The sequence below is a fragment of the Nocardia sp. NPDC050799 genome (genome assembly GCF_040654015.1).
Classification (GTDB): Bacteria; Actinomycetota; Actinomycetes; order Mycobacteriales; family Mycobacteriaceae; genus Nocardia.
Window position 1 is genome coordinate 1 of sequence record NZ_JBFAHF010000029.1, and the last position, 24,655, is coordinate 24,655.

At 64.8% G+C, this 24,655-nt stretch carries 17 protein-coding genes and 2 pseudogenes; 2 read left to right on the forward strand and 17 right to left on the reverse strand.

The features are described from left to right. The 12 genes and pseudogenes from AB0H42_RS25795 to AB0H42_RS25850 form a co-directional block, all read right to left on the reverse strand. Positions 1-2,042 (reverse strand): annotated as a pseudogene (locus AB0H42_RS25795) (hypothetical protein); the annotation flags it as partial. A gap of 9 nt (positions 2,043-2,051) precedes the next feature. Continuing rightward, complete coding sequence (locus tag AB0H42_RS25800) at positions 2,052-3,710, reverse strand: hypothetical protein (RefSeq protein ID WP_357060272.1); 1,659 nt, start codon at positions 3,708-3,710, stop codon at positions 2,052-2,054. After that, positions 3,707-5,113: a hypothetical protein gene (locus AB0H42_RS25805; protein ID WP_357060275.1), complete on the reverse strand. Its 1,407-nt coding sequence runs from the start codon at positions 5,111-5,113 to the stop codon at positions 3,707-3,709. The genes AB0H42_RS25800 and AB0H42_RS25805 overlap by 4 nt, the downstream gene beginning before the upstream one ends. A gap of 14 nt (positions 5,114-5,127) precedes the next feature. Then, positions 5,128-5,406, reverse strand: coding sequence for a hypothetical protein (locus tag AB0H42_RS25810; RefSeq protein ID WP_265807600.1), 279 nt, complete (start codon positions 5,404-5,406; stop codon positions 5,128-5,130). A gap of 44 nt (positions 5,407-5,450) precedes the next feature. Then, the gene (locus tag AB0H42_RS25815; RefSeq protein ID WP_357060278.1) at positions 5,451-5,810 is read right to left on the reverse strand and encodes a DoxX family protein; all 360 of its coding nucleotides are present in this window, start codon (positions 5,808-5,810) and stop codon (positions 5,451-5,453) included. Positions 5,811-5,977: 167 nt separating this feature from the next. Further along, positions 5,978-6,622 carry a TetR/AcrR family transcriptional regulator gene (locus tag AB0H42_RS25820; RefSeq protein ID WP_357060281.1) on the reverse strand — a complete coding sequence of 215 codons (645 nt, stop codon included), beginning with the start codon at positions 6,620-6,622 and terminating at the stop codon, positions 5,978-5,980. Between the two features lie 626 nt (positions 6,623-7,248). Continuing rightward, entirely contained in the window at positions 7,249-10,353 is a 3,105-nt protein-coding gene (locus AB0H42_RS25825; RefSeq protein WP_357060284.1) for a protein kinase, read from the reverse strand. A 424-nt stretch (positions 10,354-10,777) separates the two neighbouring features. Further along, positions 10,778-11,635 (reverse strand): enoyl-ACP reductase FabI, encoded by an 858-nt coding sequence (fabI, locus tag AB0H42_RS25830; RefSeq protein ID WP_357060287.1) that lies wholly within the window; start codon positions 11,633-11,635, stop codon positions 10,778-10,780. Beyond that, positions 11,635-13,014, reverse strand: a complete 1,380-nt coding sequence (locus AB0H42_RS25835) for an FAD-binding oxidoreductase (RefSeq protein WP_357060290.1) — start codon at positions 13,012-13,014, stop codon at positions 11,635-11,637. The genes fabI and AB0H42_RS25835 overlap by 1 nt, the downstream gene beginning before the upstream one ends. An 80-nt stretch (positions 13,015-13,094) precedes the next feature. Beyond that, a complete protein-coding gene (locus AB0H42_RS25840) occupies positions 13,095-14,156 on the reverse strand; it encodes a low specificity L-threonine aldolase (RefSeq protein ID WP_357060292.1) in 1,062 nt (353 codons plus the stop codon). After that, on the reverse strand, positions 14,153-14,689 hold the full coding sequence (locus tag AB0H42_RS25845) for a 2OG-Fe(II) oxygenase (protein ID WP_357060294.1): 537 nt from the start codon (positions 14,687-14,689) through the stop codon (positions 14,153-14,155). Before AB0H42_RS25845 ends, AB0H42_RS25840 begins: the two co-directional genes overlap by 4 nt. Positions 14,690-14,881: 192 nt before the next feature. Beyond that, positions 14,882-15,835, reverse strand: a complete 954-nt coding sequence (locus AB0H42_RS25850; RefSeq protein ID WP_357060297.1) for a hypothetical protein — start codon at positions 15,833-15,835, stop codon at positions 14,882-14,884. 857 nt (positions 15,836-16,692) lie between these two features. On the opposite strand from AB0H42_RS25850, the gene AB0H42_RS25855 reads away from it, so the two are divergent. Further along, complete coding sequence (locus tag AB0H42_RS25855; protein WP_357060299.1) at positions 16,693-17,196, forward strand: hypothetical protein; 504 nt, start codon at positions 16,693-16,695, stop codon at positions 17,194-17,196. Positions 17,197-17,319: 123 nt separating this feature from the next. Here the strand turns inward: AB0H42_RS25855 and AB0H42_RS25860 are convergent, their stop codons facing one another. The 5 genes from AB0H42_RS25860 to AB0H42_RS25880 all read right to left on the reverse strand — a co-directional run bounded on the left by AB0H42_RS25860 (position 17,320) and on the right by AB0H42_RS25880 (position 23,536). Next, positions 17,320-19,596, reverse strand: a complete 2,277-nt coding sequence (locus tag AB0H42_RS25860) for an excinuclease ABC subunit UvrA (RefSeq protein WP_357060483.1) — start codon at positions 19,594-19,596, stop codon at positions 17,320-17,322. A gap of 26 nt (positions 19,597-19,622) precedes the next feature. Continuing rightward, a complete protein-coding gene (locus AB0H42_RS25865; protein ID WP_357060301.1) occupies positions 19,623-20,549 on the reverse strand; it encodes an SDR family oxidoreductase in 927 nt (308 codons plus the stop codon). 851 nt (positions 20,550-21,400) lie between these two features. Next, on the reverse strand, positions 21,401-21,811 hold the full coding sequence (locus AB0H42_RS25870; protein WP_357060303.1) for a hypothetical protein: 411 nt from the start codon (positions 21,809-21,811) through the stop codon (positions 21,401-21,403). Next, a complete protein-coding gene (locus AB0H42_RS25875; protein WP_357060305.1) occupies positions 21,808-22,581 on the reverse strand; it encodes an NAD(P)H-binding protein in 774 nt (257 codons plus the stop codon). The genes AB0H42_RS25870 and AB0H42_RS25875 overlap by 4 nt, the downstream gene beginning before the upstream one ends. 58 nt (positions 22,582-22,639) lie before the next feature. Continuing rightward, the gene (locus tag AB0H42_RS25880) at positions 22,640-23,536 is read right to left on the reverse strand and encodes an RNA polymerase sigma-70 factor (protein ID WP_357060307.1); all 897 of its coding nucleotides are present in this window, start codon (positions 23,534-23,536) and stop codon (positions 22,640-22,642) included. Between the two features lie 372 nt (positions 23,537-23,908). On the opposite strand from AB0H42_RS25880, the pseudogene AB0H42_RS25885 reads away from it, so the two are divergent. Continuing rightward, positions 23,909-24,066 (forward strand): annotated as a pseudogene (locus tag AB0H42_RS25885) (Tn3 family transposase); the annotation flags it as partial. Positions 24,067-24,655 lie beyond the last annotated feature (589 nt).

Genomic DNA, 24,655 nt, shown 5'->3' on the forward strand with positions numbered 1-24,655 from the left:
ACCGCGTCACTGACCGTGCCGCGCCGGATGACCTCCACTGTCGCCAGCATCGACTGGTGCTCATCACCGCCGTGTAGTCCGGCCTTCAACACGTCGTCCGCAAGGTTGGACAGGCGCTGACTTTCCGGTACATGCTCAGCGGAGGCCTGATGGAAGTCGATCAGCAGATCGACCGCCCGATCGCGGTCACTGCGCGGCAGACCGGCGGCTTCGGCGAGACTGTCGTGATCGGTGGGAACATTCTGTTCGCCGCGCACGGGGGCCGAATGGTCGCCCGCAGCAGGCGTGTCGGTGCCGTCCGTCTCGGTCCGGCCCGAGCTCTCAGGTCGTTCTCGGCCGGACTGCTCGGCAGTTGCATCTCGCTGCGCGGTCGCAGGCTCGTCGCCACCCGGCGATCCGTGTTCGGCGCGGGCGCCCGACGTCCCCGCATCGCCCTCGGCGACCGGATGCGGCCGTGCCGATGTGCCGGCACCGTCCGCGACCGCGGCGTGCGCCCGGCCCGGAGCACCGGCCGTTTCGGGAACCCCGCCGACCGGTCGCGCGTCCGTCGAGACCTTCGGCGGCGGCGCGGTTTCGCCAACCGCCTCGACCGAGCGCGGCGCAGACGCTCTCCCAGCAGCGGCCGGCTTGTCCGCCTGCGGCCGGTCGACCGTTGTGGTCGCCTCCGAACGCGGCCGAGCCGCGGCGGCGTCGGACGAGACGGCACCGGCGGCGGCCTGTGATCCCGACCCTCGACCGGCGGCTCCCTCCGGCGGTCGACCACCGGTCGCGGTGGGTGTTCCAGCCCCCGCCCCGTCGATCGAAGCCGATGCCTGTTGCCCACTCCGTGAATGTGGCTGCGCGGCCTCTGCCTTCCCCGCCACCTCGGCGGGAGGCCCGCCATGCTCACCTGCGGTGTTCGCGGTCTCCGCAGCCGGTTTCCATGTCTGCTTCGCGGCCTCCCACGCTCGTTTCGATTCCGTCGATATCTCGATCGGTTGCCGAGGCGCTGTGGTTTCCGCGTCGTGCCCTGCCGAGATCGCATCGGGCGGCGTGAACGGTGCGCCGCCGTCGATCGCCGGCGGACGGGCGCTCTGGGCATATACGCCCCCGGAGAAAGCACCGTTGAGCAGTGGCCCCAGCACCTCCGTGTAATGCTGCGGCCAACCAGCAACCAAGGCGGCCGCACCGAGGCCCGAGATCGCCCCGGCCGTACCGTGCACCAAGCCCATGGCCAGACGACTGGTGGCGACCTGGGGGAACACCATCGGAGCGAACCGGCCCGCGAGCATGCCGCCCAGCGCTCCGCCCCCGGCAGACACGGCAGCGACCTCGATCGATTTGAAATCGATGCCCGTGGGGTTGGAACCGTCCTCCCCGATGATCTCGAGTTCTCTGTCCCCGGTGGCGACCTGCAGCGCCTGTACACCCACTTCGACACCGACGGGCAACGCGACCGCCGTACCCATCCACTTGGCGAACTGCGCCGGCCCCATACCGCTCAGCTGGGCTGCCGCCTTGGCCCCACCCGCCTGAATGGCCCGCTGTAGGTTCGCGCGCATCACGGCGACCTCGGCGCGCCCCTGGACCAACGTGGACTCCATCGCCGGCGCGGCCGCAACCTGACCGCCCGGCCCCGACGCCGCGGCGGCGGCCAGCAAACCGTGGATCCTCCACGCCAGGTGGATGCCGAACGTGAACATCACGCACAGCCACTTCTCCGCATCATTGGCCGCCGCCTGTCCCTGATCGGCCAGAGCGTTCACATCCGTGCCGAGCCGAGCCGCGCCCTGTCGATAGGAACTCAATGCCTCACGCAACTGTTCGGCCGTCTCACCTACCGAATCCTCCTGCGTCAACAGGCTGTCGATATCGGCCGCATGACCCTCCAGCTCCAGACTGCAGGCACGCAGCTCGGCCACCATCCGGCGCATCCCGGAAATGTCGGCGCCGGGAAGCTCCCCGCCGAACACCACCAACTCGATCGGAGCCCGCAGGAACCCCGGCAGGCATTCGAAGGCATTGCGCAGCTGCACCACCGGGCTGAACAGCGAACCGTCCATCGCCTCGACCTACCCCAGACGGGCCGCCGCGGCGACCAGCACCGCATGCAGCAGTCGTGCCTGAATACCGGCCTTCTCGCCGTGCCGGACCACCTCGGCGAACGCCACACCGAGCGCCTCGGCCACATCGAACTCGCTCGGCTCCGTGGCATTCCCGGACAACTCGGCACGCCACTCCCGATAACCGCGCACCAACTCGGACAGCGCAGGGCGCGGACGCGGCAGGGTGTTCAGGTACTCCGAGATCAGAACGCGTTGCGCCCGCCGGTGTGCGACACCGCCACCGGCCGCGTCGAAAGCCCGGCCGAATGCCCGCAAGGTGGCCGTGTAGATATCCGGCTGTGTCGTCGCGCCCGTTTCCCCGGTATCGGCGGTGGCATCCTGCGGGCCTGCGGGTGGCCGGGATGATCGGGCAGGTGCCTGCGGCTGTTGTGCGGCGCGCCGGTCGAGAGTTATCGACCGGGCACCGCCTTCGCTGTCCGGCGGCGCACCCGCCCACCGCACCGTGCCGAGCTGATCCTCGAGCTCGGCCACCGCGACGATCTCGAGCACGATCATCGGGTAGTCGGTGAGGACCCGGTCCACCGCGGTCACGAACTCCTGTACCGGCGCGAGCTGAAGATCGGGGGCATCGAAACCTGTCACCTCGACCCCGTGCCGCTCGGCCAATTCGCGCGCCAGCCGTTCGATTGCCGGATCGGCCAGCGACCGCCCGCGGCCGCCGCGCCGATCACGGTCACGGCCATTGTCACCGCCCGGTGCGTTCGGTCGTGATGCGGGACCCTGCGGCGGAGCCTGCCCGGTGTTTGCGGGCCTTCCAGCGTTTCCAGGGGAACCCGGCGACCCGGGTTGGGCGGGCGTGCGGGGCGGCGTCTCGGTCCACGGGGCTCCGGCCCGTCCCGCGGGTCCCGCGGCGGGGGTGCCGGACGGTGCTCCCGACGTCTGGGGCGTATTCCGCGAGGGGGCTGCTACCGGCGGGGGCGAGACCGCGGCGGACGGTGGCGGCACCGCCGGTCCGGACCGCCGGCCCGGGGCGCCGGTCACCTCGTTGCCCACCGGACCGGATTCGGGCCGGGAACGACTCCACGGCGACTCGGACCGTGGTCCGCTGTCCGCAGCGGCTCGCCCCGGGGATCCGTCCGATGCCGGTGCGCTAGCGGGCGGATTGTGCCCACCGGCCGGGAGTTGGTCGGTGCTCCGTGGCCCGCCGCCGGGATACACCGGCGAATTCTGCTCCGGTGCCACCGCACCCCGATCAGATGGGTTCGGCCGAGGTCCATCGACCGGCGATTGCGGGCCGGCCGCACCATCCGTGGACGACTCGGCGGGGCCGGTCGGCCCCGACCCCGGGTCGGGTGCCGCCCTGGCCACCCGCGCGGCGCCGTCGATGTCCTGTGCACCGAAGTCGTTCGCGGCGCCGATGATTCCGGCCGCGTTACCGCGCATTCCTTCCGCCATGGCCTCCACGGTGGAAACCACTTGTTCGGCGCGCGGCGTGAACTGCTCGGCGAAGGTGCGCCCCATATAGTCGTCGCCGAAGCTGCCTTCCGCCTGCTGCAAGCAGGACTGCAGGCCCGCGTGTGTTTGCTGCACCCGCTCGGCGATATCGGCCAGCCGCGCGCCGCGCTCGCGCAGGCCATCCAAGTCCAGTCGCAGTTCGCCGCTCATCTCCCACCTCGGGTGGCGGGCATCGGTCCGCCGGTCCGCAGCCGGAACCGGCGCTCGAAATCGGTGATGAACGCCGACAGCGGCACCGACGAGCTCGACCGCTCCACGACACCATCGTCTGCGATATAGAAGACCGCCCGGTCGAGCGCGATCTCACCATCCGGCACCGGTGATCGCACCATCCAGCCCACGCTGATCCGCTCGGCCCGCAACGTCGAGAGCGGGAACCCGGTCGTGTCGTGACCCCGGCTGCGGATGTAATCACGGACGAGGTTCAGTGCCTCCTCTTCCCGGATCCCCACGATGTCACCGGCGACCAGATCGGCGAGCACGAACTGGAACAGGGCACCGTCGACATCGACCTCGGCGTCCGCACCGACGACTTGCGCGATCGCCGCGCGGGTCACCGCCGCGGCCTGCGCGGCCGACACCAGCACTTCAGCGGCGTCCGGCGAGGGGCCGTCCAGCACGCCCGCCACCACTTTCGCCACCGTATCGGCCGTCCACACGGCGGGCAACGCAGGCGCGCATTCCGCCATCGGAGCGGATTCGCCGCGGTACCACTGTCCCTGGTCCCACCAGTAGCAAAACGACAGCATGCCGGTCAGCACGCGCGGGTTGAGTACCGGGTCGGTCACCCAATCCGGCGCTCCGGCAAATAATTTCGGCATCGCGCCGTTCCCGTTGTAGGCGGCTTCCAAGACCGGCGCATTCCAAACACCGCCCGACAGCACCGCTCGATCGCCGGGCAGCAGTGTCAACGTCGAACCGCTGTGTCCCGAACTTTCGAAGATGCCGACCGACGGGCCGATCCGCGGGCCTCGTTCCGATCCGGCCGCCACAAAGGCCGCGGCCAGCACCGCCCACCGGGCCCACACCACCGCCAGATCCGGCAACTCGCCGATCACCGGCACTGCCAGCACACCCGCACTCCGATCCGCGCGCACACCGTCCGCGGCCGCGCGCGGTGACCTCGACTGGGATTCACCGCGCCCGAGGTAGGCGGCCAGCCACACGGGTAGCCGACTACGCGGATACCGTTCCAGATCCGCCAGATACGCCTGCGGCGCGAACAATTGCTCACCGGGAAACGGCTCCGCGCCCCGATCGGTGACGACCTCGGCCCCATGGGTATCGACGTGCACCACCAGCCGCCACCACGGCCCGTCCTCGACGGCAGCGGACAGGGCCCGATGCCGGCGCACCAACTCCCACACCGCCTCCGACACCTGACACCGGACCGGATGGTCGCCGTCATCGGCGAGGAACAGCGCCGACTCGGCGACAACGGTCATCGCGAACGCGGCCTCGAACCGGCTTCGCCTGTCCGGCAGAATTTCACGCAGCCCCGTGACGATCTGATCGGCCAGCTCCGCGAGTTCCGGATTTCCGGAACCGATCACAGCACACTCCCACCTCAGCGGATCTCTGTCCTACAAGCGTGAACGACGACCACCAGATTCTTGGACCTCTTCATGCCGTGCTCCGCACTCGGCACGTAGGTCTCGGCGGAAATCTTGTTGGGCTTCTCACCATCTCGGCAGCCGCCCCAGCGGGCCCGAGTTATCTTCGACTCCAACACCATCTGCGCCAGTTCGTCGGCAACGATGTTCAGTTTCACCGCGCTGATATAGCGCATCTCGCCCGAATCGACCCACCCCGGCTCGCTCACCCGATGCCCACCTGCGTCGCGCACACCTCCGCACCTCACTCAAGATCCCGAGACCGAGAAATATATCGTCACATCAGGAACGCCAGTACGCCGACGCCCACGCAGATCAGCAACATCGATGCCGCATTCAGAAAAAGATTCCGGCCGAAATCCCGGGCTGCGATATGCATCCCGATAGCCACGACGAAGTACAGGACGAGTGCCACGCACGTCACCGCAGCCAGATACGGCACCCAAAGCCCCAGAATCAGTCCCGCCGCGGCTGCGAACTTGACGGGCGGCACTATCCACCACAATCGCCTGGGCCAATTCACCCCTTCGAAGCAATCGGCGATGAACTGCAACGGCTTGATACACATGATCGCGTCGCCGAACTGAATCAACGCCAGGACGAGAACGGGCCACACGAGTTCCGGGAACTCAAACATCCAGACCACTCCATCGTTGTTGTGGGATATACATGGATGAGACGAGATACCGCCGGAAAGCGTGACGGTGAGGTAGATCACCCCCCTTGAAGGGGGCTCGTCCTTGCGCCGCCACGGGTGGGGGGCCCACCGAAAACCGTCCCAGGCCGTTCACTTTCCGAATCCTCTCATTTCAGCGTTAATTCGCCGCCACCATCACCCCCTCGGCCCGCAGCCACAGCGACAACGCCGGCGCTGCCATTCCAGAGGCCGACAAGTGAGGTGACCTGGTCGCGTGCGTCGTCGACCAGACTGCCGACGGGGGCGAGTGACCAGGAAAGATGAACACCGGCTACCAGGGCGCGCAGCATTCGCGCTGCTTTGCGACCATCGGGAGCGGATGGAAGTTGCACACGGGCCGCTTCCACCGCGGACTCGAGGATGTGAATCTCCCGCTCCCACCCTTGCGCAAGCAACGTCCGCAACGCGGGGTCCCGCAGATCTTCCGCGAATGCGGACAGCTGACTGCTCGCCCTGTACGCGTGGTCGAAAGTGGAGGTATCCCAGAGCGCGCCGGCGACGAGACGTTCCACGGGATCGTCATAAGGACGCATCGCGGAAGCCATCCCCGGTTCTATCGAGGCCAGCCACCGCTCCGAAACAGCGATGATCATTTGAGACCGGGACCCGAATCGCTTGATCAGTGTTGCAGGAGCGACCCCCGCACGGGCAGCAACATCACCCACCGTGAATCCGGCGGCTCCACGTTCGAGGAGTAGTTCGTGTGCGTGTGCAAGCAGCGCATCGCTTGTCGTTTCCTGTGGGCGGGCCATGGAGTTAGTAAATCATAAGTTACAAACCCCGCAAGCCGAGCGCCCGCCGAGTGAGCGCGGTGCGGACAACCCTCCCGCCGTCCGCGAGCCAACGCTCGCGTCATCGCCGCGCACGATGCACTGAGCACGAACCTGCGAATGTAGTGACCGATTTTCAACTTCTGGTCACTACAACGGCAGGAGCCGTATGCCCCGCCCGCCAGTCGCCGACCCGCGCGGCAGGATCCTCACTGCAGCCGCCGAGCCGAACCTCGAAACCGGATGGCCCCGCACCGCGGGCGCGGCCATCGCCGAACGCGCCGGCATCGGCAGAGGCCCGTCTACCGCGAGTCCGCCGACACAACGGCAGCGCTCGGCGGAGCCGGTCACACTACCCGGCGCCGGTCACCCGACGGCTCCCGCCGCGGCCGCGTTTCCTACCGGATCAGCCGGTGTCGGTGACGGCCGGGAAGTAGCGTCATCGACCTGCCGATCGAGATGCGGCTGCAGATCCTCTGGAGCACCATCACGCCAGTCCGGCCACGGCTTTTCCCACGTTCTCCATCCCGCATCGTCCTCAGCGCGGTCGCGCGCCGGCAGATCAGCCTCTGACAGGCGACATGTCGATATCGTTGGACTTTCGGCAACTACTGCCGGACCCCCGATCTTCGACACTGCGCATTCTCCACGACCCAGGCCGCGATCTGGGCACGTGAGGTGAACCCGAGCTTGGTCAGGATGTACTCGACATGGCCCTGAGCGGTGCGCTGCGAGATCACCAGCTTGGCCGTGATCTGCTTGTTGCTGAGTCCCCGCGCGACCAAATCGGCCACCTGCTGTTCCCGCTTGGTCAGTTTCGGCGCCCCATCGGCCGACGCTCCGGACGCCTCACCGGCCCGTGCGCCGAGCGCGTAGGCGACGGCGGCGTCCATGTCCATGCTCCGTCCTCGCTGATGGGCCACGTCGTACCGATGGTCGCCCAGAGACGCGCGGGCGTCCCGCTCGCATTCCTCGTGGAACCCCGCCATGTTGTGGAATACGGTCGTCACCTGCGCCCCGGCCGGCCGGAGTCCCTGCGCGGCCCCCATGAGGATCGCGGCACGTTCGGCTTCCGTACGCGTATCGAGGATCCAAGCCAGCCCTTCGAGGCAGAACATGTTGAGGACGGTACTGTTCAGCCCACTATTGACCCGTAACGACTCTTCCAGCAGTTGCCGGGCCTGACCACGCTCGCCGTCGCGCCATACCGCGACCCCCACACCCCGCAGCGCGGCCGCCCGATGCAGTATCTCATGGCGGGGTTCGGTGGCCGCGAGCACGCGGCGGTAATAGTCGCGCGCCCGGTCGGTATTCGCGTTCAGTTCGTGGGCCCAGCCCAGCAGGGTGAGAGCGCTCATTCGCAGCCACCCGGCCGGGTCCGACTCGGTGAGCTCTGCGGCGCGTTCGAAACGACCGGGGGCCACGTCGGATTCGCCGCGTGCGAGCGCCAAAATGCCTTCGAAGAACGCGATCTGCGCCCGGCTTATCAGCGCGGCTGCCGGGCCGGCGAGATCCTGGGCTTCCGCCAGCGCGATACCCGCTGCCGCGAACTCGCCATGTTGCGCGGCAAGTCCTCCTGCCGCGCAGAGCGCTGCGATCCGGTCGGGTACCGAATGCCATCGGGGCCGGGCGAGTACGCGCCGCAGCCATGATCGGCCCTCGCCGTAGAGGCCGCGGAAGTTCCAGAACGCGTAAAGCCCGGCAGCAATGCGCATTCCGGCGTCGGCCGCAGCCTCGGTGTCCTCGGCCAGGCAGTACTCGATCGCCTGTCGCAAGTTGGGCTGTTCGCGGGTCAGGCGTGCGATCCAGTTCGGTTGCTCGGCGCTGATCCAGCCGACAGCAGCATCAGCGCCCAGCCGTTCGTACCACTCGTGGTGCCGGTGGCGCAGCTCCAGGTCCCGGTCCGCCTCGCGCAACTTCTGCCGGCCGTAGTCACGCAGCGTTTCCAGCATCCGGAAACGCACCGCGGTGCCGGATTCCTCGCGGATCAGGATGGACTTGTCCACCAGCGACGACAACACATCCAGCACATTGTCGGCGCCGGGATCGATATCGCAGATGCTCTCGACCGCGTCGAGTTCGCAACTTCCGGCGAACACCGAGAGCTGGGCCCACAGCCGCTGTTCGGGCGGACTGCACAGGTGGTAGCTCCAGTCCATGCACAAGCGCAGTGTCTGCTGGCGCGTCGGGGCGGTGCGGCTGGACCGGGTCAGCAGCGGGGTCGGGTTTTCGAGCCGCTGCTGGATCTGCTGCGGGGTCATTGTCCGGAGCCGAGCAGCGGCAAGCTCGATGGCCAGTGGCAGCCCGTCCAGCCGGGCACAGATCCGTACCGCGGCGCCTTTGTTATCCTCGTTGAGCTCGAATCCTGGTACCGCCGCGGCTGCGCGTTCGGTGAACAGAGTCACCGCGTCGAACCGAGGTAACCCGACCAGAGAGGGCTCTCGGCTCGGGTCGGGAACCTTCAGTGGCGCGACCCACAGCACTGCCTCGCCGGCGAAGTTCAGCGGCTCGCGACTGGTGGCCAGGATGCGCAGGCCCGCACAGCCCTGCAGCAAAACCTGGCCGAACTCGGCAACGGCGTCGACAAGCTGTTCGCAGTTGTCCAGCACCAGCAAAATCTCACGCCGGTACAGCTGCTCCACCAGAACATCGATCGGCGGCCGTCCCGCTTCGTCGCGCACCCCCACTGCGGCGGCCACCACATCCACCAGGATCGCGGGGTCGGAAACCTCGGTGAGGTCGGTCAGCCACACCCCATCCGGGAAATCTCGCGTCACCTGCGATGCGACCCGAAGCCCAAGCCGCGTCTTTCCCACACCCCCGGTTCCGGTCAAGGTGACCAGCCGAGAGGTCGCCAGCAGGTTCTTCAGCTCGGCGACCTCGGTGCGCCGGTTCACCATGCTCGTCAGCTCCAGCGGGAGATTCCCGGTCCGACCGTGCCCGATCGGTTTCCGCTGCGCCGGTAGCCGGGATCCAGCCGGAGACTCGGCGCGGACGGAACCGCCCTGGAACGCCATCTCGTCCACCGGGTCTCCAAGCCGAAGTTGCAGCTCCCGGATGGCCTCTCCGAGGGCGGCCGCGGACGGCCGCTCCCGACTGTTCCTGTGCATCGCCGCTTCCACCAGATCACTGATATCGGTGGCCACCCCGCGGTCACCCAGGTCGGGCCGGGGCGCAGTGGTGATCCGCAGGAACTGGGTCACCATCTTCTCACCGCTGCGCCGCTCGAATACGGCGTGCCCGGTGAGCGCGCAGAACATGGTGGCTCCAAGCCCGTAGACATCGGCGCCGGAAGAGGGCGGTGCCCCGTCGAGCACCTCAGGCGCGGTGAACGCCGGCGACCCGATCACGGTGCCCGCCGCGGTCCGGAAGCTGCCCGCGATGTGCGCGATCCCGAAATCGGTCAGTGCGGGCTCGCCGTAGTCGGTGAGCAGGATATTGCCCGGTTTCACATCCCGATGCACGATTCCGAGCCGCGCACTCTGCAGCGCCCCCGCGATCTTCACACCGATCCGCAGGACGTCCTCGACAGGCAGCGGGCCGTGCTGTCGGAGCCACGTGTCGAGCGAGCCCAATGGGTAGAACGGGGTTACCAGATAGGGGCGCCCCCGGGGGGTGACGCCCTTCTCCAGGACAGTGACGATGTTCGGATGTCCGGTCAACCGGCCCATTGCGCGTTGCTCCCGGCGCGAACCCGGCACGATTGTTTTCATCGAATTCCGCCGCGAGCACCTTCACCGCGACCATCCGGTCCAGAGGTTCCTGGACACACCGGTAGACCACACCGAAACTGCCACGACCGACCTCCGTCTCATCCTCGAAACCGACCGCGGTCGAGGTCCACCACGGCCATTTCTATCGACTCGCCGAGTGTGCGGGCAGGATCGTCGCCGCTCATCGGGCGAAGACGATCCACCGAGCAATACTGCGAGTAACGGGTCGCATATAAGTCCCTTTCGCCATCCAAATTATATCGCCGGAATATCGCCGACGGCAGACTTGGGACAACGGATCGAGGATTGCTGCGAGGGTGATTGCCGAGCGGGCCGCGTGCCGCTTCGGCGCGACGGCATGAGCGGTGCTGATCACGATAAACGGGAAGAGGGCGCCGCCGCACGGCGGTCGCTGCCGGCTCGGTCACCCCTGGTCGGTGGTTCCGAACCGATCTGGGTGAGGTGGCGTCTCGTGGGCGAGGTCGGGCTCGGGGTCTCCGTCCACCGGCCATGGCATCCCCACCGCGTGCACGCCTCCATCGGCGTGCACGATCTCGCCGGTGACTGCGGGCATCCATTCCGACAGCAACGCGCACGCCACCCGCGCAACCGGCCCGGTATCGGTATCATCCCATCCCAGCGGTGCCCGCCGGGACCAATGGGTGGAGATGGCTGCCATGCTGGCCACGCCACTACTGGCAGGGGTCCGCAGCGGCCCCGCCGCGACCAGATTGACCCGGGTGCCCTGCGCGCCCAGAGCCTGCGCGAGGTAGCGGCACGAACTCTCCAATCCGGCCTTGGCCACGCCCGCCCAATCATAGCCGGGCCAGGCAACCGCGGAATCGAAATCCATGCCCACCAGCGAGCCATGCTCTGCTCGGGCAAGTAGAGGCCCGAACACCCGGCCACAGGCGACAAAGGAATAGGCAGTGGTGTGCAGCGTGATCGCGGCATCGGACCACGCCGCGTTCAGAAATCCGCCGTTGAGCGCTCGCGGCGGAGCGAAGGTGACCGAATGCAGCACACCGTCCACCCGCCCCCAGCGGGCGTCCAAGTCCTGCGCCGCAGCCTTCAACTGCTCGGCGCGCGTAACATCCACCTCCAGCACGTCGCATGGTTGCGCTAGTCGACCGGCCACCGACATAGTGCGCTTGAAGTGACGATTGTCGCTCGTGAGCACGATCTCCGCGCCCTGTTGCTGAGCCAGCCGGGCAACAGCGTAGGCGATCGAGGTCTCCGCGCGCACCCCGAGGATCAAAATCTTCTTGCCGGTCAGCAGCATTACTCGCCTCCAGGGCTGATATTGACATTGAGATGAAATATGTTGTGCGGATCCCACATCGCTTTGAGCCGGGTCAGTCGGGCATATTTCGCCGCGCCGTAGCTGGCGCGTACCTGGTCCTGCTGGTAGTCGGACATGAAGTTCACATATCCGGCGGTGTGGGCATATGGGGTGAGCGCATGCCAGAGCGAACGGACCCAGTCACGCTCCGGGGTCAGCTCCTCGGCGGTGGCAGTCGTGCCCTGAATGTTGACCACGAATCGAGCTTTTCGGCTTCCCCCGAATGCCGTGTCATCCTCCGGCACCCTGGAGAATTCTCCGCCCAGGGCCAAGATGAAAAGAGTCGTATGGACGGAATGCTTTTCCGGAAGTCGCTCGACGATCAGATCGATCACGTCATCCGAGAGCTCGTCCAGGTAAAGTCCTTTCTGGTAGGTGTGCATACCCCATACGGCGGATTCGTCGAACATCCGCTGCAGGCGCGCGTACTGGACCGAGTCGCGGACCTCGAATAGCGGCGGCGCCACGGATATCAGCCGGGCGATCACCTCGGTAGGCTCTTCCATCCCGGCGAAACCGGCGACGACCACCGCTATTACCGGCATACACCGGAATCGTTCGGGCACGAACGGCGCCACCGGCGCACTCATACCGTTGACCAGCACAGCCACCTCATCGGGAAGCGCACGGCAGAGCTCACGCACCAGACGCAGTACCGCGGGTGCCGTCTCGATACCCCAGCAGCACATCGCGTACCACCCTGCCGGACCGACCTCGCTCAGCGCGAACTCCAACGATGTCACAACACCGAAATTGCCGCCGCCGCCCCGCAGTCCCCACAGAAGCTCCGGATTTTCCCTGGCGGAGACATGGACGATCCGACCGTCCGCGGTCACCACCTCGGCGCCGCTCAGGTGATCACAACTGAGGCCGAGTTTCCGGGTGAGCCATCCGACACCACCACCGAGGGTCAGACCGGCAACACCGGTGTGGCTGACCATACCGCCGGGCACAGCCAGCCCGTAACGCTGACCGGCAGCGTCCAACTCGGCCCAGGTGGTTCCCCCACCGCAGCGGGCGCGTCGAGCGGATGAGTCCACCACCACCGATCGCATCATGGTTAGATCGATGGTGACCCCGCCCTCACTCAACCCGAATCCGGCGAAACTGTGACCGCCGCCGCGGACAGATACCTCGAGCTCGCAATCTCGGGCGAACGATAACGCCGCTACGACATCCTCGGTCCGCTCACACCGAACGAGCACGCTGGGGTGACGGTCGACATTGCCGTTCCAAACCACACGAGCCCGCTCATATCCCTCATCCCCGGGAAGAAGAACCTCCCCGCGACAACGCTGCCGCAACCCCGGAACATCCACGAAATCTCCTGACTGGCATGGCGTCGAATCGGTACCGAGCAGGGTCCGCTCGGCCGTCGTCGCGGCTGGTCATCGCTGGATCATGTGTGCCGCATTTCCTCGACGAGAGCATCGGCGAAGTTGTCGACGTCGTCGATGGTGGTATCGAAGGCGCACATCCATCTGACCTCTTCGGTACGCTCGTTCCACACATAGAAGGGATAGCGCTTCCGCAGCCGTGCACTGACCTCGCGTGGAAGTACCGCGAAAACCGAGTTGGCCTGTACCGGACGCATGAGCTGGACACCGTCGATGCCGACGACGGCAGATTCCAACCTTGTGGCCATCGCGTTCGCATGCATAGCACTGCGCAGCCACAGGTCGCCGCCGAGCAACGCTTCGAACTGGACGGAGAGGAACCGCATTTTCGACGCCAATTGCATCGACATCATGCGGAGATAGGCGACATCACGAACTCTCTCGGAGTCGAGCACGACGACGGCCTCACCGAGCAGCAAGCCATTCTTGGTGCCTCCGAAAGATACCGCGTCCACGCCGGCGTCGGTCGTGAACCGACGCATCGGCTCGCCGAGGAAGGCGGCCGCATTGGCCAGTCGCGCCCCGTCCACGTGGACGAGCATGCCGAGTTCATGAGCATGATCACAGATCGCACGAATCTCCGCGGGGGAATAGCAGGTGCCCAATTCCGTACACTGGCTCAGTGATACGGCCGTCGGCTGTGCCCTGTGCTCATTGCCCCACCCCCATGCCTGCCGATCGATTACTTCCGGGGTGAGCTTGCCGTCCGGTGTGGCCACCGGATAGCACTTGATTCCGGCCATCTTCTCAGGTGCACCACACTCGTCGGTGAAGATGTGCGCAGAGTCGGCAACAATCACCGCCCCCCAGCGTGGCAGCAACGCTTGCAGCGTGATGATGTTGGCGCCGGTGCCACTGAAGACCGGATACGCGACGGCTCGCTCGCCGAAGTGACGCCTGAAGATCTGCTGCAAGTGCACGGTGTAGTCATCGGAGCCATACGCCGGCTGGTGTCCACCGTTGGCCAGCGCGATGGCCGCCAGCACCTCCGGATGCACTCCGGCGTTGTTGTCGCTGGCGAAGCCGCGTCTTCCCGGGTCATGCCTGCGGACCACACCACTCATCGCGAGCTCGATCCGAAGAGTTGTTCGTCGAGGCCGGACGGACGCGCCGTCTCCGGACAGGATTCGGAGTAGTAGTTCATCGTTACCACGGCACGAAAACCATCGGAATGACGCATGGGCCGCACATAGTGCGCGTGCTCGCGGGCGTCGAAAACAGTCAGCTGACCGTGCCGCGGGTACAGCACGGTACAGTCGGCATCGACCTGGGCGACATCTCGGGCGGTGCTGCGCCGAGCAACCACCAGCTCACCGCCGGTCTGCTCGCTGCAATCGGTCAGATACAGCAAGCCCTGGGCGGGGTTGCTGTCGACATGACACGGGTAGCGGACGTCGCCGCCACGCAGAATATTGAGGCTCAGTGCACGATTGCGGGTGCTGGTGGGATGTAACGGTTCTCCGGCGTATCGCTCGGCCAGGGTCCGGAACCAGCCGAGATACAGATCGTAGAGCCACGGCACACACTCGTACAGGGCTTCCCCGTCGACCGTCTCGAGCGCGATCTCGATATCGGCCGACTCTCTGGCCGATGTCATCGTCGGACGGAATCCGTGTCGGGTGGCTCGCTTCGCGGCCAAGCTCAGCAGCTCATTGTCCCAGTCCTTCGGCAGTACCGAGTTCAGATCGAAGGTGAGCCAATGAAATGGCGCAGGGGACGGAATCGAACCCGCTCGAGGTGCACTCATCGCATCGGTGGTCGATGTATCTGTCACGGCTGTCGCCTTCCGTTACTTCGCACCGGACGGGGACAAGCCCGCGAGTCTCGCATCACCGCCGAAGGACCGGTACATCGCGGTGCTCCCCTGCCAAAGCCCTGGAAACAGCGGCCGGACCGCGAGGCGTTCGAGATCCGCCAACGGCCTGCCCCGCATGCTCTTCGGCCGGTCGGGATCGCCTGCGGGGCACCCGGAGACCCCGGGGTGGCCGCCGAGCAACTGCCAGACCATGTTGAGGTGAAGCTGCTTCCACTCGACCATCGCGGAGTCGAACTGATGCAGTTCCATCGCTATCTCCGCCAGTAACTCTGTGCCGAGCGCGCCGGAATGACCGGGCACGGTGGCCGAGGTCAGGTCGGCGATTTGAAAACCGTGGCCGGCCAGCGTCTTCTCGAATGTATCCCAGACTACGTGTGCAGCCTTGCGTACCGAACGCGCCCCAGGTGAGTCCAGACCTGAGGAACCCTCCGGGAAACCGGCACGCATTTCCAGGAAACTGGCTTGCGGCAGGGTATCGACCAGAATCCGGATACTGCTGGTCGGCCACGCCGCCAACCGTTTCGCTCGTTTGATCAAACGTAGCGCGGATACCAGCTCATCTTGCGCGAGTGCCTCCGCGATACCACACATCGTGTGATGTATTGCCACCCAAGCATATTCGGTGACCAGGTGCGCGATCTGGAATAGTCGATGATCGGGATGGACCAGATCGTCGGTCGGCACCAGAGCCGACAACGCATCCGAAAGGTGTAATTCGGTTTCGTATCCGCTGCCCCGGTCATATACATAGAGGAGCTTCTCATTCGGCTCCGACGGATTCATGATCTTCATGATGAATTCGGCCTTTGTGTTTATCCTGAGCCGCTGGCGGCACGGTTTCCACGAATATTTCATTCCGATCGCGGGCATAGCGCCGATCGAAGCCGCCGCATTGTCGGTAATTCGAACGACAACGCGCCTCTTCATCTTGTCGAGCCGCTGATCGGTTCAGATCGAAGTTGAGCAAGATTGGGTCGGCCGACCCTTCGAGTCGCTGGCGACTCGAAAACCATGACGATCCGATCACGGATCGGAACTGCGTGAACTCGATACCGGCGGCGAGTGCGTCACATCTCGCAAAATGCCGTGGAGTCTGCGAGTCACCTGGATACCCACAACAAGAGGGCCGAAGCTCGCGAAGTTCTGCACGGAGATCCGTTGCTTGATAGGAACTGTCAATGGCTTTCCCGGATGGATCGAGTCGTTGATAATGCACAACAAAAAACGTCGCGGGTAGTAGTTGCCGATTGATCAGACGAATGATTCATTCGACCCCGTGCCGGTGGTTGCTGGGCATCAGCTTACGGCACTACAGCCGATCTGGCGAGGATTGCGCGAAAATCTTCATTACCCTTGTGCCGCTGAACGATCGCGCACCGCGACACTCTGACTTTTTCTCTCTTGGCGACCGACGCGACATGGCTGCTTCCGATCCGGAGAACCTCATCGAGTACTGGGCGAGAACCACTTCCGGCATTTCACTCGGTAGCTTCGATGAAGCCAGACGATGTCGTTCGAACTCATCAGCGGTCGCCGGGCCCGGGCATCGTGCCAATTCCAGGGCGGACTGCGCCAAAATTTCGTGTCTGTGGGACGGCAGGTGTGGGCGTATCCGCACTCGGCTTCGGTGATTCGACAATTGCCGGCGCCGTCGGCCCGATCTCCGCTCGCCCTGCCGCCGGCTATGCCTGCCGCGTACTCGATATTCAGTTCGGACGTCCGGGTCGTATCCATCGGAGGAAACCGAGATACTTGTCGTCGTGTTATCGGTGAGGTTGAACGATTTGGCGGCTGAAGCCGTGGGCGTGCTGTCGGTTGGACCCCTGGAACCACCGGGAGGTTTGAGCGCCGGTCTTCGTGAGCAGGCTGCGCGCGGAATCGTCCACCGAGGCCGAGTAGTAACATGGGCCGACTCCACCGGCGGCGTCGACAACGCGCCGTCATTCTTTCCCGACCTCACCGGCTGGGAATGCAGCGACAGTTCATTCCATCTGGAGGACTTCGTTCCGGTCGACGTCGCCATCATCGATGATCAGCCATTCATCGTGGAGGACGACCAGCGGCTTCTACTCCTGCACGGCATTGCGTTGGCGCGGGTGGTCGGCCGGCTTGTGTACAGACTCGACCCGCCCGCTCCGGTGCGCTTCATCATCGCCGCGAACGAAACCAACGCCACCTTCAGATTTCACCGGATCCGAGTCGGCGAATGCTGGAACAGTCCCGACCTGGACAACTACCGACAGGACAAAATTGTTGTCATGGACATCGAGCCGCCCGGCGACAGGTGAACAGAGGTAGGAAACGGCAGCGGCCCTGTCCCATCCTCGCACGGGACTCGGTACGAGGACTACCTCGGTACCCCGGAGCCCGGCTCCGCCGGCCGACCGAGTGCGCGGATGCTCAACGCCCATTCACATCCCCAGATAACTGCGCAAGTGTTCCGCAGTTACCGTGTGCGACGCAGTTACCAAATCGGTGGGCGTACCTTCGAACACGATGCGGCCGCCGTCCTGCCCCGCACCAGGTCCCAGCTCGATGATCCAGTCGGCGCGAGCCATCAGTGCCCGATGGTGATCGGCGGCGACGACCGTGAGGCCAGAGTCCACGAGATGGTCGAGAAGTACGATCAGCCGCTGTACGTCATCGAGGTGTAGCCCGGTTGTCGGCTCATCGAGAACATAGATACGTCCCGGCCCGGCCAGCTGGATCGCCAGTTTGAGGCGTTGCCGCTCCCCTCCTGACAGAGTCGTCAACGGCTGGCCGAGGGTGATGTAGCCGAGTCCTACGTCGATCAGGCGGTCCAGAATGGCCGAATCGACGTCCGCGCCGAGAAAATCTCTGGCCTTCACGATGGACATCGCCAGCACAGCACTGATGTTCTCGCCACGGAGACGATACTCGAGCACCGTCGACCGGAACCTCCTGCCGGCACACGCATCGCAGGGTGTGGCGACAGTCGCCATCATCGCAAGGTCGGTATATAAAACACCATTTCCGTTACAACTCGGGCAAGCGCCCTCGGAGTTCGAACTGAACAGCGAAGGCTTCACCCCGTTCGCCTTGGCAAAAGCCCGGCGGATGGCATCCATCAGACCAGTGTAGGTAGCGGGGTTGCTTCTTCTCGATCCGCGGATGGTCGCTTGGTCGAGAAATACGACATTTTCACTGCGCGGGATCGAATCGCGAAGCAGCGAGCTTTTACCGGACCCGGCAACTCCCGTAACCACCGTGAGCGCGGCCAACGGAATATCGACGCTGACGTCTCGTAGGTTGTTTGTGTTCGCAGCGTCGATGCTCAGTACGCCCGTACCCCGCCTCGGCAACTCTTTGATGGCGGCTGCGTCATCTATTCGCCGACCGGTGACCGTCTCGCTGCTCCGCAGCCCGGCCAGGCAACCTTGATATGTGATGTGGCCTCCGTTGATACCTGCACCTGGTCCGAGATCAACGATGTGGTCCGCGATGGCGATGGTTTCCGGCCGGTGTTCTACGACGAGAACTGTGTTTCCACCTTCTCGAAGGCGCACGAGAAGGTTGTTCATCCGGCGGATGTCGTGAGGATGCAGGCCTGCGGTGGGCTCGTCGAATACATAGACGAGATCTGTAAGGCCGGCGCCGAGGTGGCGAACCATCTTGATCCGCTGCGCCTCTCCCCCCGAAAGAGAGCCGGACGTACGGTCGAGTGACAGGTATCCGAGGCCGACCTCTATCAAGGAGTCGAGCGACTGAATGACGCTTCGGATCAGCGGCGCCACGTTCGGATCACGAATGGACTCGACGAAGACGCGCAGTTCGCGTGCCGGCATCGATGAGCACTCTGCGATATTCTTTCCCTTGATACGTGCCGAGAGCGCAGTGCTGTTGAGTCTGGCCCCACGACACTCTGGGCAAACTTCATCGGTGAGAGCCCGCTCCATGAACGCACGGAGACTTGGTTTCACCGAATGCTTGTCCTTGGAGAGTATTGTCCTCTGCACTCGCGGCAAGAGTCCCTCGTAACGTGTATTCATGCCATTCATAGGCACCGTTACGGCTTCTTTGTAGAAGAACTCGTGCCACTCCACCTCGCTGTAGTCGGCGAGTTTCTTGTCCCCATCCAGACCGCCGGCCTCGATAAACAGGCGTACGAGCCATCCACCCGGGCGGTAGCCCGGAACGGTGATCGCGCCCTCGTTCAGACTCTTGGACCGGTCGACGAACTCCTCGACGCTGATGTCGTTCACAAGGCCCAGCCCTTGACACCGAAGGCACATACCGTCTGCGGTGTTGAATCCGAACGACGACGCCGGCCCTGTCTGCGGTCGACCGAGCCGGCTGAACAGGATGCGCAACATGGAGTTGATATCCGTCGATGTGCCGACAGTCGACCGGGCATTGGCGACCGGAGGTTTCTGATCGATGACGATGGTCGCGGCGAGATTTTCCAGCGCGTCGACATCCGGACGAGACAAGCGCGGCAGATGGCTCTGCGCGTACGACGAGTACGTCTCATTGATGAGCCGCTGCGACTCCCTGGCGATTGTGTCGAAGACCAGCGATGATTTGCCGGACCCCGAGACCCCGGTGAACACTGTGATACATCGCTTGGGGATGTCGAGAGACAGGTTCGCGAGGTTGTTCTCCCTGGCGCCACTCACTCGAATTATGTCGCGAGGCCGTGGTGTATGTGTGTCGAGAGTAATCGGTATCCGCGAAAACTCGTCCTGTACTGTCATCAACGAAATCCCGAATCGTCGGCAGGCAACCCTCGATCTTGCACCTCGACGATGTAACGCCAGGCGTCGGGGCGTGTGCCGTCGATATCGTCGAAATCGTAGAGGGATGCGAGTTCGAAGCTGGAAACGACAGACCCCCCGAACCTATTGCGATCGGGATCTCCTGCGAGCGAAGCGATTCCGCGCGCGACGAATGCGGGCGACTCCGAAATCACGAAATGTGGCTCGGCCGCGAGTGCCTCGCGCCAGTTGTCCGCCCCGACGCCGAAGAGGTCCAGCATCGCTTCGGAGCGAAGCCACCCCGGCGTGACCGCGACAGCCGTACCGCCGTGCTGGGCCATCTCGTATTGGAGAGCGCCGGTCATACGCTCCGTCGATGCCTTGACAAGATCGTAGAAGAATCCCTGGTCCTTGCGATAGGACCGGTTGTATTCGGTAGTTCCGTCGGTGAGTTCGATCAAGAGCGACCCCGGCTCGCGCAACATCAGCGGAAGCATCTGGTGCGCGGTGATGACATGGCCGTCGATACCCAGTCGCAGCATACGTAGGCCTCGCTCCAGGTTGTGCTCCCAGAGTTTGTCGCCGAACTGGGCATAGATGTCGCCGCCGAACAGACCGTTCACCAAGATGTCCAGTCGGCCCTTTTCCGATTCGATCTGTCCAACCAGGTCTGCCACCGCCGATATGTCGAGATGGTCGACGACGAGCGCGCGCCCGTCTCCGACGGCGGCGATGAGGTCGCCCGTATCCTCGATCGTTTCGGGCCGATCGATCTCCGACCTCCCTGCAGAAGCACTGCTTCGGCCGGTTGCGTAAACGAATGCTCCCGCTCGCGCGAGTTCCACGGCGATCGCGCGACTTGCACCGCGGGTAGCCCCGGCTACCAGGGCGACCCGTCCTGCCAAGGGGCGGCTGGATGCAGTCATCCGAATTCCTTCCATGAGTTGATATGGGTGACGAGCCGGTCGCGTGCATTGTCGACCAGACTGCCGACAGGGGCGAGCGACCAGGAAAAATGGAGACCGGCTACCAAGGCGCGCAACATGCGCGCTGCCCTGCGGCGATCGGAAGCGAACGGAAGTTGCGCGCGAGCCTCTCCGACTGCGGACTCGGGGATTCGCGTCTCCTGCTACCACCCTTCCACAAGTAGAGTTCGCAATGCGGAGTCCCGCAGATCGCGGAGGCCGGCCCCGGTGCAATCGAGGCAGGCCAGCGCTCCGAAACGGAGATGACCAGCTGGGACTTTGACTCGACACGCTTGATGAGGGCTGCAGGAGAGACATCTGCACGGGCGGCGACATCACCGAGCGTGAATCCGGCCAGACCACTCCCGAGGAGTAGCTCATGCACCTGCGCGAGCAACTCATCGCTCGCCGTTTCCCGAGGACGGACCATGGCGTTAGTAAATCACAATTTACTAACGCGGCAAACCTCACCTCCTTCGCCGCGCAAGGATCCGGGGCCGGGCGCGACATCTGCACACCGTTCTCCCTGGTCAGTGGAGGATGCGGATAGCAGGTACTCGGCGTCGTCACGTTCCAGTTCTCGGTGAAGCCAGGACGGTGGGCGGAGCTACCGATACCCAGCGCAGGATGTTGGCTTCGTGCGGCAGGTCGGCCATCGCATGAGAGTGCTCGAGCAGTTGACCTGGGAGCGCTTCGAATCGAAGATTGCAACTTCGCGCTCGGGGCTGCTGCACGATCAGGTCGCAATCACCTATCTGTGCAGCAGCCCCTAACAGCAGCGCTGCAAACAGCGCAATAACTTAGGTCTATGCCTATCGCCCGGGCCCACGCATTCCGCTGCCGCTCGACACCACACAGACCAGCAGCCCGGCCGATAGTATGACCGCCACTCCGAGCGCTGTGATCAGCACCACACCCGTTGACGGAGCGATATGGTCGAGCATCGTCAGGTGCACAATAAAGTGTGGAACCGCCCACGTCAGATACATTGCCAACGCGACAACCGTAAGTATCCGTCCCATATGGACTGTTGCGACGCCGAGCACCACCGCGCTGGCAAGAGTCATGGCACCGTAGTCGCGCATCAGGTGCTCGTTGTAGGCCATTCCCATGCCGACGACTTCGAGCGAGAAGAAATTCACCGGCAAGAGCAGTGCCCAGATGCCGACGCTGGTCTGGCTCGCGGCGAGAAATCCGATACCAGTACGCACCCACCGATTCATCGGCCACTCCGTTCCAACGCAACCCTCATGACGAACTCGTCGAATGCGATCTGTCCGACCGCCCGCTCCCGGCAAAGCTGGTAACCCGCACGGTAGTCGCGCATCGCTTTGCCCGGCAATGCAATCGACCACACCGCGCGGCGACGTCCGATCGCCCTGAGGTAGGTGCGGGCCAGTTCGGCCGCGCTACGCACCTGCGGTCCGCCAAGGTCGGGCATCCGTGCCGCGGCCGGCCCCGCGGCGATACCGACGAGCCGATCGGCGACCTCGGTGACGTCGATCGGCTGGAAGCTCACCTTCGACGGCATAATCGTTACCGGTAGCCTGCTCTGAGCATCACAGATCGCGGTGATCATGTCGTGGAACTGTGTCGTGCGCTGAATCGTCCACGGGAGCCCGGATTCCTCGAGGAGGCGCTCACAGTCCACTTTCGCGCGATAGTAGCCGAGTGCGACCTTGTCGATGCCGACGATCGATACGTATACCAGGTGTGGTTTTCCGGCTGTTGCCGCGGCATCGATCAGGTTGCGGATCGCAGCCACATCGCCGTGCCCATTTGTCGTGGCCAGGTGGATGATCACCTGCGTACCGGTGACCGCCGCCGCGATTCCGTTCCCGGTGCGTAGGTCACCGCGCGCCCATTCCCAGTCGGCGGGGGCGCGGGTCGAGCGCGTCAGCACGCGCACTGTGTGGCCGGCGGCGGCGAGCCGCGGCACCAGGGCACGTCCGAGCCGTCCAGTTCCGCCGGTGACCAGTACGGTTGTAGTCATTTCGCTCCGTCATGGTTCGAGGATTCGTCCTACACCACAAGGAACCGAACAGCCCCGGTCAACGTGACAACCGCGCCACCTGGGTACCCAGGAAGCGGAGCTTGTCCGGGTCGGCCACGATCCGGACAGCAGTGACAGACCGGCCCATGATCTCCGGGACGAGCACGCCGACCAGCACCGAATCCGACCAGGCCAGTAATGCGGGCACACCATTGACCTCGCGGACGCGCGTCTGCACATCCGCAACACTGCGGCTCGCCGTCGCCGCCAGGTATCGTGCGACCTTCGCCGCGCCCTGCAGGGGCCGGCGCGCTACACCGGGCCGGCCACCACCGTCGGTGACCGAGCTGACGTCCGTGGCGAGCATCAGCTCCAGGCCGACGAGATCGCCGTCCTGTGCAGCGGTCAGGAACCGCTCCACCAGCGCTCGGTGGTCGAGCAGGTCGGTCGGCGAGCGCGACAGCTCGGTTCCGGCCAATCGTTTCCGCGCGCGACGGTGGAGCTGTCGACAGTTCGGCTCCGAAAGTCCGATCAGCTCGGCCACTTCACGATGGCTGTAGCCGAATGCCTCGCGCAGCACGAATACCGCTCGTTCGGTCGGGCTCAGCCGTTCGGCGAGCACAAGGAAAGCGAACGACACCGTGTCACGTTGCTCAGCCGTCTCCAGCGGCCCCAAATCACTGTCCGGTGTCAGCACCGGCTCGGGCAACCACGTCCCGACGTATCGCTCTCGGCGATTGCGTGCGGAATCGAGCTGGTTCAGACAGAGGTTTGTCGCGACCTTGGCCAACCATGCGGAGGGCGCCTCCACCGAACCGGGTTCGGTGGACTGCCACCGCAGATACGCCTCTTGGACGATGTCTTCGGCCTCGGCCGCGGAACCGAGCATCCGGTACGCCAGGCCGAGGAGTCGCGCCCGGTACTGCTCGAACACCTCGACCGACTCTGACGACATGCATGAAGCATGACAGAGGGCGATATTCAGCCGGACCCGAGAGTGTTCCCGGATCACCCGGCAACCGGGGATCAGTTCCTGTGATATGTCCCGGTCAACCAGCACCATGGCCTCGACACTGCGAGCCGCAGTCCTCTACGGGACTGAATCATATACGTCGATGACGGGTTGCATCACGAGACTTCGAGGTTGTGGGTCGAGAAGGCCCTCGACCCAGGATCTCGATCTGCGGCGCCGGCCTCGGCGGGATTGTCGTCGGTCGAGTGGGACGAGTCGGCGCGGCTGCGGAAAGAGAAGTTGAGGACGCCACGACCTGGGCGGATCTACCACGGGAAGAAAGCGAGATGACCACACCTACTACGAGGGCATGGAAGATACGTGGGCATGGAAGACCAGCTCTCCGCACTCGGGCTGATGCTCAACTGCCTCGCACTGTGGAACACCGTCTATACAGCGACGGCGCCCTGGAACAGCTGCGCGTACAAGAATATCCGGTTCGCGACGAGGACGCCGCCCCGCTGTCGGCGTTCATCCGCAGCCACAGCGCATCGATAGGCACTACTCCTTCCCGCTGCCCGATCTCGGCGGAACACACCCGACCGCCGCGCGATCCCGACGCCCGCGACGCCGAATGACAGGTCGTCGGCCCGAAGCGGGCCCTATGGATCAGGCTCCCACGCTGACCCCGACCTTCTGACAGCAGCAGAAAATGCCGCCATGAGGATGCCGAATAGAAAGCCCGTGGTCCGCCGTCAGTTCGTGATACCAGCGAGTCGAAACGGTGCAGCACCGGCGGGATTCAGGGAGATCTCGACACCGGTCGACAGGGCTCGGTGAGTTTCGCTCCGTGCACGGACTCGCCCAACTCGGCCCGACCGGCTACCGGCCGCTGCGGTTGCGCGATACTTTGTTCTGAGTCCACTGCATCGAGAGGGACAACCTGCTGCCCGGAAATAGGCCGACGACGCGCCTGGTCCCGATCACCCTTTCGAATGTCGGTTTCTGGCGCGACCGCGGCGATTGTCAGGAATCGGTCATTGCCGCCGTCATGTCTCCCAGGGCGACTCCCAGCGCCGCCGATGTCGCCTCACACCGAACATCGGGGACAGGTGGGGTGGT